The organism is Rhodopirellula sp. SH410 (genome assembly GCF_055811895.1).
Genome location: NZ_CM147949.1, coordinates 4,416,497 through 4,434,020, shown reverse-complemented (window position 1 = coordinate 4,434,020; position 17,524 = coordinate 4,416,497). Strand labels below are relative to the sequence as shown.

General features: G+C 59.2%; 12 protein-coding genes. 6 read left to right on the top strand and 6 right to left on the bottom strand.

What is annotated here, in order from left to right; genetic code table 11:
• Window positions 1-8 precede the first annotated feature (8 nt).
• Together murQ and SH410x_RS16110 are read left to right on the top strand one after the other, a co-directional pair.
• Complete coding sequence (gene murQ, locus SH410x_RS16115; RefSeq protein WP_473668844.1) at window positions 9-923, top strand: N-acetylmuramic acid 6-phosphate etherase; 915 nt, start codon at window positions 9-11, stop codon at window positions 921-923.
• On the top strand, window positions 916-1,854 hold the full coding sequence (locus SH410x_RS16110) for an N-acetylglucosamine kinase (protein ID WP_473668842.1): 939 nt from the start codon (window positions 916-918) through the stop codon (window positions 1,852-1,854). Before murQ ends, SH410x_RS16110 begins: the two co-directional genes overlap by 8 nt.
• A 112-nt stretch (window positions 1,855-1,966) precedes the next feature.
• Here the strand turns inward: SH410x_RS16110 and uvrA are convergent, their stop codons facing one another.
• The 3 genes from uvrA to SH410x_RS16095 are packed head-to-tail and all read right to left on the bottom strand — an operon-like array spanning window position 1,967 to window position 10,448.
• A complete protein-coding gene (gene uvrA / locus SH410x_RS16105; RefSeq protein ID WP_473668840.1) occupies window positions 1,967-8,767 on the bottom strand; it encodes an excinuclease ABC subunit UvrA in 6,801 nt (2,266 codons plus the stop codon).
• Window positions 8,767-9,852 (bottom strand): protein arginine kinase, encoded by a 1,086-nt coding sequence (locus tag SH410x_RS16100; protein ID WP_473668838.1) that lies wholly within the window; start codon window positions 9,850-9,852, stop codon window positions 8,767-8,769. The genes uvrA and SH410x_RS16100 overlap by 1 nt, the downstream gene beginning before the upstream one ends.
• Entirely contained in the window at window positions 9,849-10,448 is a 600-nt protein-coding gene (locus SH410x_RS16095; RefSeq protein WP_473668836.1) for a UvrB/UvrC motif-containing protein, read from the bottom strand. Before SH410x_RS16095 ends, SH410x_RS16100 begins: the two co-directional genes overlap by 4 nt.
• 271 nt (window positions 10,449-10,719) lie before the next feature.
• On the opposite strand from SH410x_RS16095, the gene trpE reads away from it, so the two are divergent.
• Window positions 10,720-12,312 (top strand): anthranilate synthase component I, encoded by a 1,593-nt coding sequence (gene trpE / locus SH410x_RS16090; RefSeq protein ID WP_473668834.1) that lies wholly within the window; start codon window positions 10,720-10,722, stop codon window positions 12,310-12,312.
• Between the two features lie 16 nt (window positions 12,313-12,328).
• On the opposite strand, the gene SH410x_RS16085 is transcribed toward trpE, so the two are convergent.
• From SH410x_RS16085 to SH410x_RS16075, 3 genes are all read right to left on the bottom strand, one after another.
• On the bottom strand, window positions 12,329-12,727 hold the full coding sequence (locus SH410x_RS16085) for a methionine-R-sulfoxide reductase (protein ID WP_473668832.1): 399 nt from the start codon (window positions 12,725-12,727) through the stop codon (window positions 12,329-12,331).
• Entirely contained in the window at window positions 12,724-13,701 is a 978-nt protein-coding gene (locus SH410x_RS16080) for a putative bifunctional lysylphosphatidylglycerol flippase/synthetase (RefSeq protein WP_473677325.1), read from the bottom strand. The genes SH410x_RS16085 and SH410x_RS16080 overlap by 4 nt, the downstream gene beginning before the upstream one ends.
• Window positions 13,702-13,918: 217 nt before the next feature.
• The gene (locus SH410x_RS16075; protein WP_473668830.1) at window positions 13,919-14,395 is read right to left on the bottom strand and encodes a hypothetical protein; all 477 of its coding nucleotides are present in this window, start codon (window positions 14,393-14,395) and stop codon (window positions 13,919-13,921) included.
• Between the two features lie 293 nt (window positions 14,396-14,688).
• Here SH410x_RS16075 and SH410x_RS16070 point away from each other — a divergent pair, with 293 nt between their 5' ends.
• The 3 genes from SH410x_RS16070 (at window position 14,689) to SH410x_RS16060 (ending at window position 17,332) form a co-directional block, all read left to right on the top strand.
• On the top strand, window positions 14,689-14,982 hold the full coding sequence (locus SH410x_RS16070) for a hypothetical protein (RefSeq protein WP_473668828.1): 294 nt from the start codon (window positions 14,689-14,691) through the stop codon (window positions 14,980-14,982).
• Window positions 14,983-15,140: 158 nt separating this feature from the next.
• Window positions 15,141-16,580: a 3-phosphoshikimate 1-carboxyvinyltransferase gene (aroA, locus tag SH410x_RS16065; protein ID WP_473668826.1), complete on the top strand. Its 1,440-nt coding sequence runs from the start codon at window positions 15,141-15,143 to the stop codon at window positions 16,578-16,580.
• Window positions 16,577-17,332 (top strand): N-formylglutamate amidohydrolase, encoded by a 756-nt coding sequence (locus SH410x_RS16060; protein ID WP_473668824.1) that lies wholly within the window; start codon window positions 16,577-16,579, stop codon window positions 17,330-17,332. The genes aroA and SH410x_RS16060 overlap by 4 nt, the downstream gene beginning before the upstream one ends.
• Window positions 17,333-17,524 lie beyond the last annotated feature (192 nt).

Here is a 17,524-nt window from a genome sequence, read left to right as displayed (position 1 = left end):
GACATACCATGGATTCGACGAGCGAGTTAACCACCGAAACTCACAACGACCGCTCGGCCAATCTCGACTCGCTTACGGCGCTCGAGATTGCACGTTTAATGATCTCCGAAGACGCCTTGTTAGCGGGGGCGGTCGGCAAAGAGGCAACCTCCATCGCCGAAGCGATCGACGTGATTGTTGAGAGTTTCCAGTCGGGGGGGCGTCTGTTTTATATCGGTGCCGGTACCTCAGGGCGATTGGGTGTGCTCGATGCGTCGGAATGCCCACCCACCTTCAACACACCACCGGAAATGGTGATTGGGATCATTGCGGGAGGCGATACCGCGTTGCGGCATGCCATTGAAGGAGCTGAGGACTCGTTAACGCTCGCCGGGCAAGATCTGGCGAAGCATCAGTTTTGTGCCAGCGATACGCTCGTCGGGATTGCTTCGAGTGGTTCAACGCCGTACGTGATCGGCGGTCTCGATTATGCTCGCCAGTGTGGTGCCACCACCGTCGGGGTGACGTGCAACGCGAATTCCCAGCTACACCGTCATGCCGACATCATGATCGCACCGGTGGTCGGGCCCGAGGTGGTCAGCGGATCGACTCGGTTGAAGGCGGGGACGGCAACCAAAATGATTCTGAACATGCTGACAACCGGCGCGATGGTGCGGATTGGCAAGACCTACGGGAATTTGATGGTCGATCTTCGCGCCTCCAACGCAAAACTGCGACAGCGTAGTATCCGCATTGTCAGCGAATTGACAGGCTTGCCTCGAGATGCTTCAGAGCAATTGCTCGGCGCGTGCGAGGGTGATGTTAAAACCGCGATCCTTTCGCACTTGGGCGGCATCGATGCGGAGGCTGCTCGAGATCGACTCCGCCGCGTTGGTGGGCGTTTGCGCGAAGCCGTCAACGAAGTGGCGGCGGAGCGTGAGTAGAACGTTCTTGATTGGCGTGGATGCCGGTGGCTCGAAGACCCGCGTGTTGCTCGGCGAAGTCGCCCATGGACGGATGCGACGGATCGGCAGCGCCATCGGAGCAGCCGGGAATCCTCGATCGGTCGGTTTTGATGCAGCCTTCGAAACGATTCGTCTGACCGTAGAGCGAGCGTTCCACGACGCCGGGATGTTGCCGACGATGGCCTCGCATGCTTGTTTGAGCGTGGCTGGGGCGGGCCGTGATGAGGAACGTCAACGGATTCTCGACTGGTGCATCCAAACGGAACTCGCCGCGTACCCGGCCATTGTCGGGGATGCCGAGTGTTTGCTGGCGACGGTCGGTAGGTGCGGTGTCGCATTGATCGCCGGCACGGGATCGATGGTCTGGGGACGCAATGCCGAAGGCAATACCTCGCGTGCCGGTGGCAATGGCTATCTCTTTGATGATGAAGGCAGCGGATACTGGTTGGCTGCTCAGGGATTGCGTTACGTCTGCATGGCGGCGGACGCCCGGCGAACGCAGACCACCCTGTTGCCAGCGGTCCTGGAGCACTTGCATCTCTCATCGGCGGACCAGCTGATCGGATGGTGCTATGAGTCACCCGATCCGCGACGTCAGATCGCTTCGCTGGCCCCTCTCTTGTTCGAGGAATCTGCTCACGACGCCGCCGCTCAGGAAATCGTTCGCGCTGGTTCCCACGCACTGGCCCTGCTCGTCGCTGCGGTGGCGCGAGAACTGAAGTTTTCGGCAGGCGATTTCACGCTCACCGCAACCGGCAGTGTGCTGTTGCAGCAACCCATGTATCAGAGAATGCTGGAAACCGAACTCGACCGCTTGGGGGTCACGCCTCGTCAATTTTGCTTGGTGGAAGATCCTGTCGAAGGCGCATTGAAATTGGCCTGGGAAGCGATGCCAAATCGGACGAGTTAACCGTTCCTGCTTTCCCGCGGGGAGGAGCGATCGGGCGGCGGAGTCTGAATTCCGCAGGCGGCTCGCCCGACTGGCTCGGCACCGGCGCGTTGGATTCCTCTCGCGAATCTGCTCAGCTACTCAGCCTTGTCCGATCAAGGTGGGTTTGTAGAAACGAGCGGAGTTGTTTGCCGCGGGCGGGATCGAGCTGTGTCAGACGTAGCGTGAGCGTGACGTTGTCAGGGTCATGGAGGTTGACCGTGCCGTCGGTGTCGGGGGCGTGCAGCAAATCGAGCGACAGCAGTTGATCGAGATCGATGGCTGTTTTGGGGCCGTGAAGCCGTAGCCGCACACCGTCGGGATGCTTGGTCTCGAGTTCCGCCCACCGGGGCAAGTCCCCGTTGGTGTTTCCCGTTTCGAGCTTCACGCTGACCCGGTCAGCGGCGGGGTAATCGAGGGCATGCTCGCCCGCGACGTTCGCTAGTAAATCCAGCACGCTGTCGACGAGTTCGAGTGGCCAGTCCGGCGGGGCGTTGTCAGGGAAGCCTTTCGGGAGCGTGTGCCATCGCCGGCCGAGGATTCTCCAAGGTGCCGAAAATGGCTCTGGGGTCTCCTCCACCACGACTTCCGCCTCGACCGTCTCGGGAACGAGCGGAGACCGACGGACTGAATCGGGGGACGAACGCTCGGCACTCGACAATTCTGTCAGCGGAGCGTGGGGCAAAGTGTTTTGGTCGAGTTCCTTAGCCGAAGGATGTGCGTTGTCCGGTGCTGCCGAACCGTTTGAGATTTTTGGTTCGTGGGTGTCAAGCGTTGCACCGGAGGACGCGGGGTCTGACGCGACATCGATCTGAGCGAGAGGTGGCCGGGGCTGGGCGGTGCGAGTACCGTGGAGCGCATCTGCCAAGAACGGGGCGGTGACGGATGCCGATCCAGCGGCGTTCTGGGTGGTGGCTGCGAGCGATTCGGGGGTGCCTTCGAATACGATGCTGCCACCGTGGACGCCCGCGCCCGGTCCCATGTCGATTACCCAGTCAGCGCACTTAATCACGTCTAAGTTGTGCTCGATAACGATGACCGTGTTGCCAATATCGACGAGTCGCTGCATCACCTGCAGCAACTTTTCAATGTCGCCGAAATGCAGTCCGGTGGTCGGTTCATCGAGCAGGTACAACGTGTGTCCGGTAGCCGGTCGGGCCAGTTCGGCGGCGAGTTTGACGCGTTGAGCTTCGCCACCGGAGAGTGTTGGCGCGGACTGGCCAAGGGTGACGTAGTCAAGCCCCACGTCGCAGAGCGTCTGGATGATGTGCTGGATCTTCGGTTGGTCGATGAACAAGTCGACCGCCTCGGAACAGGGCATTTCAAGTACATCGGCAATACTGCAACCGTGCAACTTGACTTGCAAAACGTCCTCATTGTACCGCCGCGACTGACACTCCTCGCAGGGGATCCAAACGTCGGGCAAGAAGTGCATTTCAATCTTGCGTTGACCGGTGCCTTCGCAAGTCTCACAGCGTCCACCGGCCACGTTGAAACTGAAGGTGCGCGGTGTGAAACGTCGTTCCCTGGCCGCTGGCAGACTCGCGAACTCGCCGCGGATCAGATCGAAGACGCCGGTGTAGGTAGCCGGATTACTCGACGGGGAATTGCCCAGTGGCGACTGGTCGACGCGGATCACTTTGTTGACGTACCGCAATCCCGTGAGCTCATCATGACGGCCTGCCTTGATCTTCGCTCGGTGCAGTCGCCGGGCGAGGACGGGGTAAAGAATCCCGTTGATCAGCGAACTCTTACCGCTGCCGCTCGGTCCGGTGACTGCCGTCATCACGCCGAGGGGGATATTGACATCGACGTTGTTGAGATTGTTTTCGCGAGCGCCACGGATGCTCACGAAATCGACCATCGGTTTGCCCGTGCCTGACATCACGGGACGCCGCACAGCGGGCAGTTCGATCTGTTTTTCACCGGACAGGTACGGGGCGGTCACGGAAGTGGCAGCCGGTTGGATGTTCAGCGGCGGTCCTTCAGCGACAATCTTGCCGCCGTGCCGTCCGGCGCCGGGGCCGAAGTCGCAGAGGTAATCACTGCCGGCGATCACGTCGTGGTCGTGCTCGACGACGAGTAGTGTGTTGCCTTGATCACGCAGCCGATGCAGCGCCGAGAGAAGACGCAGGTTATCACGTGGATGCAGCCCGATCGTGGGTTCATCGAGCACGTAGAGCACGCCGCATAGTCCACTGCCGAGCTGAGCGGCCAAGCGGATCCGCTGGGCTTCACCGCCCGACAATGTCGCCGCACCCCGGTGCAACGAGAGGTAGTCCAGTCCGACATCACGCAAAAAGCTGACTCGCGACTGGACCTCGCGGACGAGTTCGCCAGCGATCTTTTGCTCGCGTGGATCAAGCTTCCAGGCGTTGACCTCGGCATCGATGCGGTCCAGTGGCATGTGGACGAGATCGCCAATCGTATGGGATCGAAAGCGAACGGCAGCGGCATCGTCACGCAGACGCGAACCGTTGCAAACGCTGCAGTCAATCTCGGCGACAAACGTTTCCAGCTTGGCACGTAGACCGGGCGTCAAACGAGAGGCCTCCTCGAGTGCCGGATAAAAACCTTTGAACTGATAGCGGAACAGGATGTCATCGGGATGTCCTTTCGCCTTGCCACCTGCCGCAGTGGTCTCCGCTGAGGTCGCCGACGTGCCGACAGCATCGCTGCGACGAACCTCGACCCAGCGTGGCCCGAGTCCGTGGAACAACATCCGTTTCTGTGAGAGCGTCAACCGCTCGATGGGCCCGTCAATTGGAATGCCCGTCGATCGCGACAGCGCCTGCAACATCCAGCGACTGACGGCCTGGTCGGTTTTCGGCCACAGCAGCGCCCCACCGTCGGCGAGCGTCTGTTGCGGCGTCCCCATGAGGGCTGCTGGATTGGTTCCCGTTTGCGTTCCGAGTCCCTGGCAACCGGGACACCATCCAATCGCTGAATTGAATGAAAAGTGATGCGGGGTGAGTTGTTGAAACGAGCGACCACAGCAGCTGCATACCAAGTGCTGGCTGTGCCGGACGATGTTCCATTCAGGTTCCGGGCGATCAGCGTCAGCAAACGCAATTTCGATCACCCCCACGCCCAGGGAAAGAGCTTGTTCAACGCTATCGCTGATCCGCGAACGTTCGTCATCGCGGACGGTAATCCGATCGACGACGACGGCAACGCTTTGCACACGCCGTGAATCAAGCGGTTTCGCGTCATCGAGCTCGACCGTTTCCCCGTCAATCCGCACGCGAGCATAACCGCTCGCTCGCAATGTCTGCCATGTTTCCAACGATGCCTCGCCGGCGGCAACCTCGATGGGCGCCAGTAAGAGCGCTCGGGTGCCCTCGGGCATGCTGAGGACTTTGTCGATGATCTGATCCGGCGTTTGCGTGCCGATCGGTTGCTCGCAATCCGGGCAGTGCATCGTGCCGAGTTTTGCAAACAGGATGCGCAGGTAATCGTAGACTTCCGTCACGGTACCGACGGTACTGCGTGGGGAGTGCCCGAGGTTCTTTTGCTCGAGTGCGACGGCGGGTGACAAGCCTTCGATCCGCTCCGCCTTCGGCTTTTGAACTTGGCCGATGAATTGCCGGGCATAGCTCGACAGTGACTCGACATAGCGACGTTGACCCTCCGCGTAGATCGTGTCCATCGCCAGTGAACTCTTGCCACTGCCACTCGGTCCACAGAAAACCGTCATTGCATCGCGGGGGACCGATACGTTGACGTGTCGCAGGTTGTGTTCGTAGGCACCCTCCACCACGACGTGAGTACGCGCTCGAGCGTCCGGTGTCGCGACTTCACGGATCACCTGCGCGATCGCTTTGCGTTTGGCCCGCTTGATGCCCAGCACATTGGCGAGGGCTTCTCCGGTGTAGCTGGCGGCAACCTTTGCGACATCAGCGGGGTGTCCCTCCGCAACGACTTCGCCGCCGCCGCGGCCCCCTTCGACACCGATGTCGATGACCCAGTCTGCGGTTTTGATCACGTCAAGGTTATGCTCGACGATGACGATGGAGTTACCGCGATCGGCGAGTTGATTGACGACACCGAGCAGCAGTTCGATGTCGGCAAAGTGCAGGCCTGTGGTGGGTTCGTCGAGTACGTAGAGCGTATTGCCGGTATCGCGGCGACTGAGTTCCTTGGATAGTTTGATACGCTGGGCTTCACCGCCGGAGAGCGTTGGGGACGGTTGGCCAAGTTTCAGATACTCGAGGCCGACGTCGACGAGCGTTTGCAGCTTTTCGGCGATTTTGGGAACATTTTCAAAGAGTTCGAGCGCCTCAGAAATATCCATCTCGAGCACGTCCGCAACGGACTTGCCCTTGAACTTCACCGCCAACGTTTCACGGTTGTACCGCTTGCCTTCGCAGACCGGGCAGGTAACCCAGATGTCGGCGAGGAAATCCATTTCGAGCTTATTGGCGCCGTTGCCGTCGCAAGCACTGCATCGTCCACCATCGACATTAAAACTGAATCGGCCGGCCGCGTAACCTCGGGTTTTCGCTTCGGTTAGCTTGGCGAACAAGCTGCGGATTTCGTCAAAGACTTTGACGTATGTTGCCGGGTTGCTGCGCGGTGTTCGGCCGATGGGTGACTGATCGATGGCGATGATTTTATCGAGATGTTCGATCCCCTCGATGGCATCGTGTTCACCGGGTTCCGATTCGGCCCGATTCAGATCACGGCGCAGTGCAGGTTCAAGAATCCCGCTAATCAAAGAACTCTTGCCGCTGCCTGACACGCCCGTGACGCAAACGACGACACCGAGGGGAATCTCGACGTCGATGTTTTTTAGGTTGTGATACTTCGCGCCTCGGATTTTTAGCTTCTTGGCGGCATCGATCACCCGCGGCGTGGGGGGCGCTTGAATCGAGCGGCGGCCGGAGAGGAATGCACCTGTCACACTGTCGGGTGATTCACAAATCTCTTCAATCGTTCCGACCGCGACGACGTGCCCGCCTTTGACACCGGGCCCCGGACCGAAGTCAACGATCAAATCCGAGGCGCGCATCGTGTCTTCGTCATGTTCGACGACGATCAAGGTGTTCCCGCCGTCACGCAGTCGCAGCAGGGTCGCGATCAGCCGATCGTTATCGCGGGGATGCAGACCAATCGAGGGTTCGTCGAGAATGTAGAGCACCCCGGCGAGCCCGGAACCGATCTGCCCTGCCAAGCGGATTCGCTGCGACTCGCCACCCGAAAGCGTCGGGGCGGTTCGGCCGAGCGTCAGGTAGTCCAATCCGACACCGAGCAGGAAACCAATCCGCCCACGAATTTCCTTGAGAGCTTCGGTAGCAATGGCGGCGTCGGTGCCCGAGAGTGCAATGTCGCGAAAGAAGTCAGCGAGCTGTTCAATTGGCAATTCGCATAGTTGCGGGAGCGTTTTAGACGCTTCGCTGGCGAACGATTCTGCACTCGATGTGATCCGGACTGCAGAAGCTTGCGGGTTCAATCGGCGCCCGTGGCAATCGGGACAATCGATCGTATTCATGTGCTTTTCGAATTGCCGCAATTGCAATTTATTGCGGCTTGTTCGATAGCGATCAAGCAGTTCAGGGATCATCCCGTCAAAGTCTTGGATGTATTTCTTGGCTTTGGTGCCCGAGACATTGGAGAGATCGAGCGAGTCGTCGACGCCCCATAACCAGGCGTGCCGCGCCGGCTCGGGCAGCTCGTCCCAGCTCGTGTCGAGCATCGACCCCGCTTCGAGTTCGAAGGCTTCATCGATCGCTTCGGCGAACCCCATATAGATATGCCGACGGTACCGGCCGACATCACCCCATTTGCCCAGCAGCGAGATCGCGCCCTTGCGGATGGACTTTGACCCATCCGGAATCAATAGTTCCGGAACGAAGGTGTACATCCGCCCGATCCCGTCGCAGGATCCACACATTCCCTGAGGGCTATTGAAACTGAACAACTGCGGCGTCGGTGCACGGAAACTGGTGCCGCACTGAGGGCATGAATACCGTGATGAAAAGAGATGGTCATGTTGCACCGGCGCCATGAAGTCGGCATCGACGTGACCGACCGAGGCGATCATGGTGCTCTCGCCAAGCTTCAAAGCCAAAACGACGGCTTCGCTGACCCGGGCGCGATCGAGTGATGCGTCGAGCGATCGCGGCAGCACGATGCGGTCGACCACGACTTCGACATCGTGGCGTACGGTGCGGTCGAGCTGCGGTGGCTCAGCCAATCGAATCGTCTCGCCATCGACGCGGGCGCGGTTAAAGCCCTGTTTACGAAGGTCTTCGAACAGGTCTTTGAATTCGCCCTTTTGGCCGCGGGCTAGGGGCGCGAGAATCCATAGTGCGGCGGACGCTTCACGGTCGCTTTCTTCGTGATCGGGTTCGTCGCGGTCGCTTTCGTCGCGGTCGCTTTCGTCACGGTGAAGTTCACGGTCGCCTTCCTCGTCTGGTGCGGGCGTGAGATCGGCGTCCGCGACACAGCGGAGGGCGCGATTGACGATCGCGTCACTGGTTTGTGCTTGAATGGGAACATCGCACTGCGGGCAGTAGCCCGTGCCGACGCGTGCGAAGAGGACGCGTAGGAAATCGTGGATCTCGGTGATCGTGCCGACAGTACTCCGGGGATTATTGCCGGTTGATTTCTGGCTGATCGAGATCGAGGGGCTTAGGCCGGAGACCAGATCGACATCAGGTTTGGGCATTTGCCCCATGAACTGGCGAGCGGAATTGCTCAGGCTCTCGACGTACCGCCGCTGGCCTTCCGCATAGAGCGTGTCAAACGCGAGCGAACTCTTGCCACTGCCGGAGACACCTGAGAAGCAGATCAGTTTCCCGCGTGGCAGCGAGAGATCGACGTCTCGTAAGTTGTGTTCTCGGGCGCCTTTGACCGTGATCTCACGCGCGGACGTCTGGCGAAGATTTGCCATCAATTCACGTCCGCCGAGCCGCCGTTTCGTAAGTGCTGGTGCAGGTAGTTCGCTCGCTCGACGTGTCGATCGCTCGTCGTCAGCAAGCGTCCCCGCAGTTTTTGCAGGTGTGCGGGCTGGGTGTGGATGAACAGTTTGTTAATCGTTGCGACTTCGACGTCGTCGATCAGACCCAAGTTCACACCGAGTCGAACTTTGGACAAATAGTGCATCGTCTCTTCACTACTGATTTTCCGAGCCGTGCTAAGGATGCCGAGCGCGCGACTGACGTCGTCGAGCAAATCCTGTTCACCTTTTTCCATCAGGAAATCACGTGCTTTGCGTTCGTAGTCGATGATTCGCGGCACGACTTCCTCGCCCACCATGGTCAAGAGTTCTCGTTCGGTGTGACCGAGTGTGACCTGGTTACTGACCTGGTAGAAATCGCCGGTGTACTGCGACCCTTCTCCGTAGAGGCCGCGCACGGTGACGTTGATCCGCTGCATACTGCGGAACACTTTGTCGATTTGTTGCGTGATCACGAGGGCGGGCAAGTGCAACATCACGCTGACGCGTAGGCCCGTGCCGACGTTTGTCGGGCAGGCTGTGAGGTACCCATACTTTGGATGGAACGCGTAGAGCAGCTCGCCTTCGATGGCGTCATCGAGCTGATCGATTTGATCCCAGGCACTGAGCAGATCCAGGCCGCTGTGCATGACTTGGATTCGCAGATGGTCTTCCTCGTTGACCATGACGGAATACTGTTCACCCGGATCGATTGCAACGGCGCGGCTGCCCTCGGCCTCGGCAATTTCGCGGCTGATCAGTTGACGTTCAACGAGGAACTGGCGATCGATTTCTGACAGCGAATCGACGTGGACGTATTGGATCTCATTCCAGGCCGGGAGTGCCTCGAGTCGCGTGCGGACCTGCCGCTCGATCTTGCGCCGATCGTCTTCGCTACACTTCTTGATGAAGGGGAAGCCCGCGAGGTTGCGGGCCAAGCGAATGCGACTGCTGATCACGATGTCTGATTCGGGACCGGTGCCCTTGAGCCATTCGCCGCTGTTTTTTACCAAAATGCTGAGGTCGGAAGGTTCTTTCACTGTTCGTCTCCACCGCTTCCAGAGGATTCTTCGGGAGCGTCTTGGACGGCATCCTCATCAAAGTCGCTGGTCTCGGGGGCGACGAAACCGGGATGCTTGGGGTCTCCCTGGATTTCGTTAATCCGGTCGCGAATCTCCGAGGCTTTCTCGTATTGCTCGCTCCGCACGGCCGCCTCCATGTCTTTCCGCAGGCTAATCAGTTCGGCTTGAGCGTCCACATTGGCCGCAGCCCGTGAGGGTCGCTTCCCCGTATGTTCCAACGAGTCGTGGATGTTCACTAGCAATGGGGTGAGATCCGATTCAAAATAAGTGTAATCCATCGGGCAGCCGAGCCGACCGGTGTTGCGAAACTCGAAAAACGTGATCCCGCACGAGGGGCAGGCCTTCTTGTCGAGTTTACGCAGCTCTTCCTTGGTCTGACCGAGCTGCAGCTGTTTGGCAAGGGCACCGGTGATCGTTTTGATCGGACTGGGTTCATCTTTCTGCAGCACCGTTCGAGCGTGGTGCTCACACAGATGTAGAATCTGCGGACCATCGGGCTCGGTTAGCTCGGTGATGTGAAAGGTCGCTGGTTTATCGCAATACTGACATTTCATGAGGATCTCGCGTGGGGGGGGTGTCGGTATTACGGTCGAGGGTGGAAAGAGGATCGAAAGAGCGAAGATAGTTCAGTAGGGAGGGTTTCAGAATTCAGCTTGGACTGCCCAAGGATTCTATCGCTGGGCATTGGAGTGTCAACGTCGCCAGTGATGAGAGGGTTGCTCGGAGAGGCCTGTGAACCCAATAATCGCTTGCGTTGTCCCGGTTGTCGATTATTCATTTAATGTCCAAACTGCTTGCTTGCCGCGACTCCCTTAGAAAGCCAACATGCCTCATCCGTCCACCGACGAATTCGATCGACTCGCTCGTGAGTACGATTTCGTGCCTGTGTATCGTCGTCTGTTGTCCGATTCACTGACGCCTGTGACCGCCTTCACGTTGCTGGACGACGGCGGTCCCGCATTCTTGATCGAGAGCGTGATCGGCGGTGAGAAGGTGGGCCGTTACAGCTTTTTGGGATCCAAGCCGCTGGCGAGATTCGCCGCCAAAGGCAAGACCGTCACGCAAACGAACATGGCCACGGGCGAGACCGTCACCACGCAGTGCGATGATCCACTGGATGAATTCCGCAAGCGTTTTCATGATCGTACCGCCACCCTCGATGCATTGCCCCCGTTCATCGGAGGCGCGATCGGCTATGCGGGCTACGACGTTGTGCGCTACGTCGAAGACCTACCCGACTCGACCGAAGACGATCGGAATCTGCCGGATTTGGATTTCGCGTTTTATCACACGCTGTGCGTTTTCGATCACGTCGATAAAACCATCACGGTCGTATCGCTAGCGGATTGCCGGGGCATCACCGCGTCGTCGGCCGATGGATCATCGCGTTGTGAAAACGGAGACACGAGCGGCTCGGGCGAGGGCAGTGGGTCGGCGGTCATGCCGAGTGACACGGCCGCCGTGTATGCCGCGGCCGCCGCTGAACTCGCTCGGACAATCGAACGACTCAACGAACCGCTGCCGCACCAGTGCGAAGAGGTGATTGAGGCCGACCAGCGGCATCGCTTGCCCGTCGAGTCCAATTTTACCCGAGAGTCGTTCTGTGACGCGGTCCGCACCTGTGTGGAATACATTCGCGCGGGTGACGTTTTTCAAGTCGTGCCTAGCCAGCGTCTGACGGTGCACAGTGACGTCGACCCGTTCGCCGTCTATCGCTCACTGCGAGTGGTCAACCCGTCACCGTTCATGTTTTTCGTCCGCACCCCGGAATGCGTGCTGGTCGGTTGCAGTCCCGAGATCATGTGCCGCGTCAAAGACGGCGTCGTCACGGTGCGTCCGCTCGCCGGAACGCGGCCGCGGGGCGACAACGAAGCCGAGGACATCGCTCTCGAAAAAGATCTGCTGGCGGATCCCAAGGAACGTGCCGAGCACGTCATGCTGGTGGATCTGGGACGCAACGACATCGGCCGGGTGGCCCGTTTCGGCAGCGTCGAACTGACTGAGATCATGGTGATCGAGCGGTACTCTCACGTGATGCACATCAGCAGCGAGGTGCGGGGACGACTGCGTGAAGGGCTCGACGCCTTCGATGCGCTCAAGGCTTGTTTGCCGGCGGGCACGGTTTCCGGAGCGCCGAAAGTGCGAGCGATGGAAGTCATCGACGAGATCGAACCGCACCGGCGGGGACCCTACGGGGGTGCCGTCGGCTACATCGACTACCGCGGCAACATGGATACGTGCTTGGCCCTGCGCACGATCGTTTTCCAGAACAATGCCTACCACGTGCAGGCTGGCTGTGGCGTCGTCGCCGACAGTGACCCCGACAAAGAATACGAGGAGACGCTCAACAAAGCCCGGGCGCTCATCGCCGCGATCGAGTGGACGATCGCTCGTCAGCAGAAGAGCGAGAGCAATTGAGCGGTCGCGGATCTCGTCAACGATCCTGGATCGTCGCCGGCAGTTCCCCACCCGCGGGAATGAATCGCATCGAGATACTGTTGACGCAGTGGCGAGTATTTTTTTCCGTCAGCCGCTCGCCTTGGAATACATGTCCGAGGTGGCCGCCGCAGTTCTGGCACATGATTTCCGTGCGCCGTCCATCCGCGTCGACCTCGTGGAGAATGGCGCCCTCGATTTCATCGTCAAAACTGGGCCAACCGCAATGGCTGTCGAATTTGCTGTCGCTGCGGTAGAGCGGCGCGTTGCATTGGCGACAGATATACGTGCCGGCATCTGACGTGTGGGTGTATCCTCCGGGGCCGGGCGCCTCGGTTCCCTTGTGCAGGATCACGCGGGCTTCTTCGGCACTGAGTGAGTTGTAGCTCGATTTCATTCTGCATCCTCCGTCGAGGTTGGGGCGGGAATCTCGGCACCCGACAAACTGAGCGGATGGTCCGCCTCAAATTTCGCGTCGGTGCGTGCTTCGACAGCCCCACTGTAAATCTCGTGCGCGACCAACACAATCATGCCAAAGAAGAGCGGCAGGAAGTAGTACAGAATGCGAAAGATCAGCACCGAGGCGAGCACCGGTTGGCCGACGGTGTCTTTGAGCAGGGTCCAGAGGATGAGTTCCAGAACGCCCAATCCACCGGGGACCTGTGAGATCAGCGAAATGACAATCGCCACCAAGTACGCCGCCAGCACCATGGGAAACGGGACGACCGCGTTGCCGGGCATGACGAGATAGAGGGCGGTCGCCGAGATCAATAAATCAACGGCTGCGACGGACGCTTGGACGGTCGCCAGACCCAGCGAAGGTGGTCGCAGATGTAATTTGCCAATCGGCCAAGGCTTGTGCCAGAACGCGCAGACCAGTCCGTAGAAGACGCTAATGCTGAGCAAGATGATGCCTAGCGTTCGCGTTCCAATGGGTAACGCATATTTCTCCGGCAGTTCGATCGGCGCCAGCGTCAGGGCAACCCCACCCAGCACACAGACGCCCGACCAGAACGTCAGTCCTAGCACCGAAACGAGCGCCACAATCTGAGTGTGGGTCAATCCCCAGCGATGATAGAAGCGATACCGGATCGGAGCGGCGGCGATCAGAGTGCCGAGATTATTTCCGAGCGAGTAGCCGAGGAATGAAACCAACAGGACACGTCGCAGTGGCAACACCCGCCGCACATATCGCAGTGCGAGCAAGTCGTAGCACGTCAGCAGCCCATAGTTCAATGCGATTAAGAAAGCGGCAATGAACAGGTACGCGGGCTGGACACTGGTCAGGCCATGAACAAATTCGTCACGCGAGACTTTGCCGGCTTCGTTGAGCAGCAACCGAATGGCGAAGGTGAACAGCACCACTGCCATCGCTGGGCCCACGAGTTTGCGAGGATCAACCTTGAACACGGGATGTTAACGCTCGCTCACGTTGCGGGAGGGAAATAGGAGGGGGGAGCCTTTGCGGGAACCGGAGCGGAGACGTTCAGTTGACGGCGCCGGTCGCGGCTTATTGGGTTCGATACGATGGCGTTGGCGAAACCAAAACCCGGTATCTTAGCAGGGATATTTCGCGCTGCCTGCTCCTCTACTGCCATTGTCCAGCGTTGACGGGGGGACGTCGGTGGTTGATTTCCTCCAATTGCAAATCCCGGTACCGCTTTTCGAGATCCTGCAAGTCGTCTGGTCGCTCTGGCTGCGGCGGTTCCAAGCCGTCGGTGTCCATGATGTCACGTTCTTGACCCTGATTGGGTCCGGCTGAGCCCTGCCCGCCGTCCGCGCTCGACCCAGCATGATTCGTAATATTCGGACCGTCCGACTGGGCCTGTTCTGAAAGGTCTGAGACGCGGTTGCCGCCCGGGTCAAAAATGCTACCCACGCGGCCTGAATCGCGATGGGTTCGCTGCCAAATTCCACCGTACGACGGATAGGCGTCTTCGTCGCAGTCGGCACACAATCGGCATCCACCGATGAGCATCAGGCCGCACAGCATGCAGCTGAGCCAGGCCGTCGCAGTTGCTTTAGGTGCCACGAAACGGAAATGGGCACATCGTGAAACAGTCATGGCAGAAACCGAAATTGAATTGCTTTTGTTCAAAAAATCGTCGGGTGACAAAAGTGTCCGGTCTTGGTTTCGGCGTTTCGGAAGGGTCTCGCCCAGTCAAAATAGGAAGAATTTGCCGATTATTCCGGTGAGGGCTCTTTTTGTGGGAAAAAAAATCGGAATTTACTCAAGTTCAGCCTTCCCTGAGACGGGCGAAATAGGTGAAAAGCGGATTGTCAGGTTGGCAAGGACGCCCATCGGACGCTCGGACGGGATGTCCGAGCCTATTCAGCGACACACAAGGATGTAAAGTTATGGCTCAGATCGTATTCATTACCTCGGCTTTTAGCGTGCTCGGACTGCCTTTAGTGGCCATCGCTGCCTTGCTGCTCGCAAAATTGACGACCGGGACGGCGGCCAGGCGAGCCGAACGGCGTTTTCTGGCCGTGCTGATTGTGATGTCCCTGGTTACTGCCCATACCGTGATGACGCAAAATGCTGCCTGGCTGATCCATACTGCAACGCTTTCGCTCATGGTGGTGGGGTCGCTTTGGATTCCGGGCCAGCAAGCCTATAATAAGACCGAGGATCCGTTCTTTGCTGGGTAGGCAGACGTTTCGTTTGACCGCCCAGGATCGTTTTCAAGATCGTCTACCCTGAAATTTATCGCACCGTGAATCGTCGCCCATTGTTCTGCGAGAATCGTTTCCGCTCCTGCCGCGACCATCCCACATCGTCCTGACTCCCCGCCGCCATGACTGCCGCCATGACCGACCCTATCGCAGCAAATCCGTCCACGCGGGTGTGCGTCGTTCCAGGTGGGCCCGTCGATGGTGAGATGCGGCCACCGGGCAGTAAGAGCCTGACCAATCGTGCGTTAATCTGTGCCGCATTCGCCAGCGGCACGAGTCGGCTGACGGGCACACTCGTCAGCGAAGACACAGAGGTGATGATCGAATCACTGGCCAAGATCGGAGTCTCGATCAAGCCCATCGACGGTGGACAGACGTTGGTCATCGAGGGGATTGGCGGAGTCGTCAGTGACGATGCACGGCGGATCAGCACGGATGCACCCGTCGAGATGTTCATCGCTAACAGTGGTACGACGATCCGCTTCCTGACCGCCGCACTCTCCGCGTTCGGGGGGCGATACCGCCTGGCGGGGATCCCTCGGATGCACGAGCGACCGATCGGGGATCTGGTCGATGCGATCGAACCTGTGATCGCGGGCCGCATCGCGGCGGTATCACCGGGAAAGTGTCCGCCGGTCGAAATCGATTCTCGCGGTTGGTCTGGCAAGTCGCTCCGTGTCAGCGGTGGGGTGAGCAGTCAATATTTGAGCGGTCTCATGATGGCCGCACCGATCGCCGGCAATTCAACGCAAATTCAGATCCAGGGCGAAATGGTCTCGCTGCCCTATGTGCGGATGACTGCCGAGTTGATGAATGCATTCGGTGGCCAGACCGAGTGGCAGCAGGACGATCGCGGGCGATTGTCCAGTGTCACCGTCGGCGGGGAGTACCTTGGTTGTGAATTCGCGATCGAGCCAGACGCTTCGGCAGCGAGCTATTTTTGGGCTGCGGCGGCCATCGCCGGCGGCCGCGTGCTCGTGCGTGACTTAAACGAGGACGCCTGCCAAGGCGACGTGGGCTTTGCTCGTGTGCTCGAACAGATGGGCTGCGAATTCACCGCGACCGAAGCCGGCATTCAAATCGAGGGCCATTGTCGACCGGCCGATCCGCCCGTCGGTAGCGCCTCGCCGCTGCTCCACGGGACCGACGTTGATATGGGCGAAATCAGCGATACCGTGCAAACACTTTCGGTGGTCGCTCTGTTCGCCGACGGTCCGACACGAATCCGTGGGGTTGCGCATAATCGTTTCAAGGAGACCGACCGTATTGGAAACCTGGCCATCGAACTGCGTAAGCTCGGTGGTCAGATCGACGAACACGAAGATGGTCTGACCGTCCATCCGCTGACGGCACAACGCATTGCCGCTCAAACGCCCGTCGTCCTCGAGACGTACAACGATCACCGCATGGCCATGAGTTTTGCCTTGCTCGGTCTACGGATCGCTGGCATTGAAATCGTCAATCCTGCCTGCACCCGGAAAACGTATCCGGAGTTCTGGGCTGACTTAGAGTCGTTAACAGGACGCGCTCATCACTGGGCGTCTGGCGGCTCGCCCCCGGAGCCTAACGCGTGAGTCTGCTGATCACCTGCGATACCGGCGGTTGGAAAACCCCCATGCGACTTCGGTCGCATGTGGAGAGCGTTGACCTTTCATCGCCCCCCGGCATGGTGGCAGGCCGGATCGGAGCTGATCGATTGGTTCGACAGGGTATCGATCGGGAGGCGAACTTTGCCGCCCGTCGCTTAGCCTATCGCAGCGGTGGCGTTGCCGTTTGCAACGAGCATCGAGCGGACTTGATCGATGTGGGGCGGTCGCTGCATCACCGCGAGCTCTTTGCGCCCGCGGTCAGAGAGCTGCCTGTGCTCTCTCGCGCCGCGATCGTCGAGGAGATCTACACGCCCTACCGCAACCGAGTCGAGCGTCAGATTCTGGATATGCTGCGAAGTTGGTCGTATGTCGTGCATCTGTCGGTACGCACCTTCAATGCCAAGACTCGGGATGGGGACTGGCGCCGTGGTGATGTGGGGCTGCTCTATGATCCATCACGCCAAGACGAGATCGACTGGTGCATGGATTTGGTCGATGAGCTATCCTTTTCCGCTCCTGAACTGAAAGTGCGCCGCAACCATCCGTGGCGAGGTACGAACGATTCGTTGACAAAATCCCTTCGCAAGCAATTCTTGCCAGATGTCTATTTGGGGATCGAGATCGTCCTCAATCGAGCTTGGGTTGGCAGATCAGTCACGTGCCGTGACGAGACTCTCGACTCACTGGGCACCGCCATCGGCGAGCTGTCGGGCGAGCTGATCGAGCGCGCCGCTTAGCGACAGCGAGAAAAGAAGGGCTCATCCGACGGAAGGGGGCGTGGGAGTGCAGTGGAAGTTTTTTTAGGCATCGCTCCAGTACCCAATATGTGTTCAAGGAAGCGTCCGTGCCGAACGAATGTTCGGCACGGACTGGCAAGACCATCGGCGTACCATCGACCGGGATATGCCCTTGCCAAGCCCGCACCTCAG

Coding starts and splice junctions, on each gene's coding strand:
- murQ (WP_473668844.1), top strand. CDS start 9: ATGGATTCGACGAGCGAGTTAACCACCGAAACTCACAACGACCGCTCG.
- uvrA (WP_473668840.1), bottom strand. CDS start 8,767: ATGGCAAATCTTCGCCAGACGTCCGCGCGTGAGATCACGGTCAAAGGC.
- SH410x_RS16095 (WP_473668836.1), bottom strand. CDS start 10,448: ATGAAATGTCAGTATTGCGATAAACCAGCGACCTTTCACATCACCGAG.
- trpE (WP_473668834.1), top strand. CDS start 10,720: ATGCCTCATCCGTCCACCGACGAATTCGATCGACTCGCTCGTGAGTAC.
- SH410x_RS16085 (WP_473668832.1), bottom strand. CDS start 12,727: ATGAAATCGAGCTACAACTCACTCAGTGCCGAAGAAGCCCGCGTGATC.
- SH410x_RS16080 (WP_473677325.1), bottom strand. CDS start 13,701: ATGGCAGTGGTGCTGTTCACCTTCGCCATTCGGTTGCTGCTCAACGAA.
- SH410x_RS16075 (WP_473668830.1), bottom strand. CDS start 14,395: ATGACTGTTTCACGATGTGCCCATTTCCGTTTCGTGGCACCTAAAGCA.
- SH410x_RS16070 (WP_473668828.1), top strand. CDS start 14,689: ATGGCTCAGATCGTATTCATTACCTCGGCTTTTAGCGTGCTCGGACTG.
- aroA (WP_473668826.1), top strand. CDS start 15,141: ATGACCGACCCTATCGCAGCAAATCCGTCCACGCGGGTGTGCGTCGTT.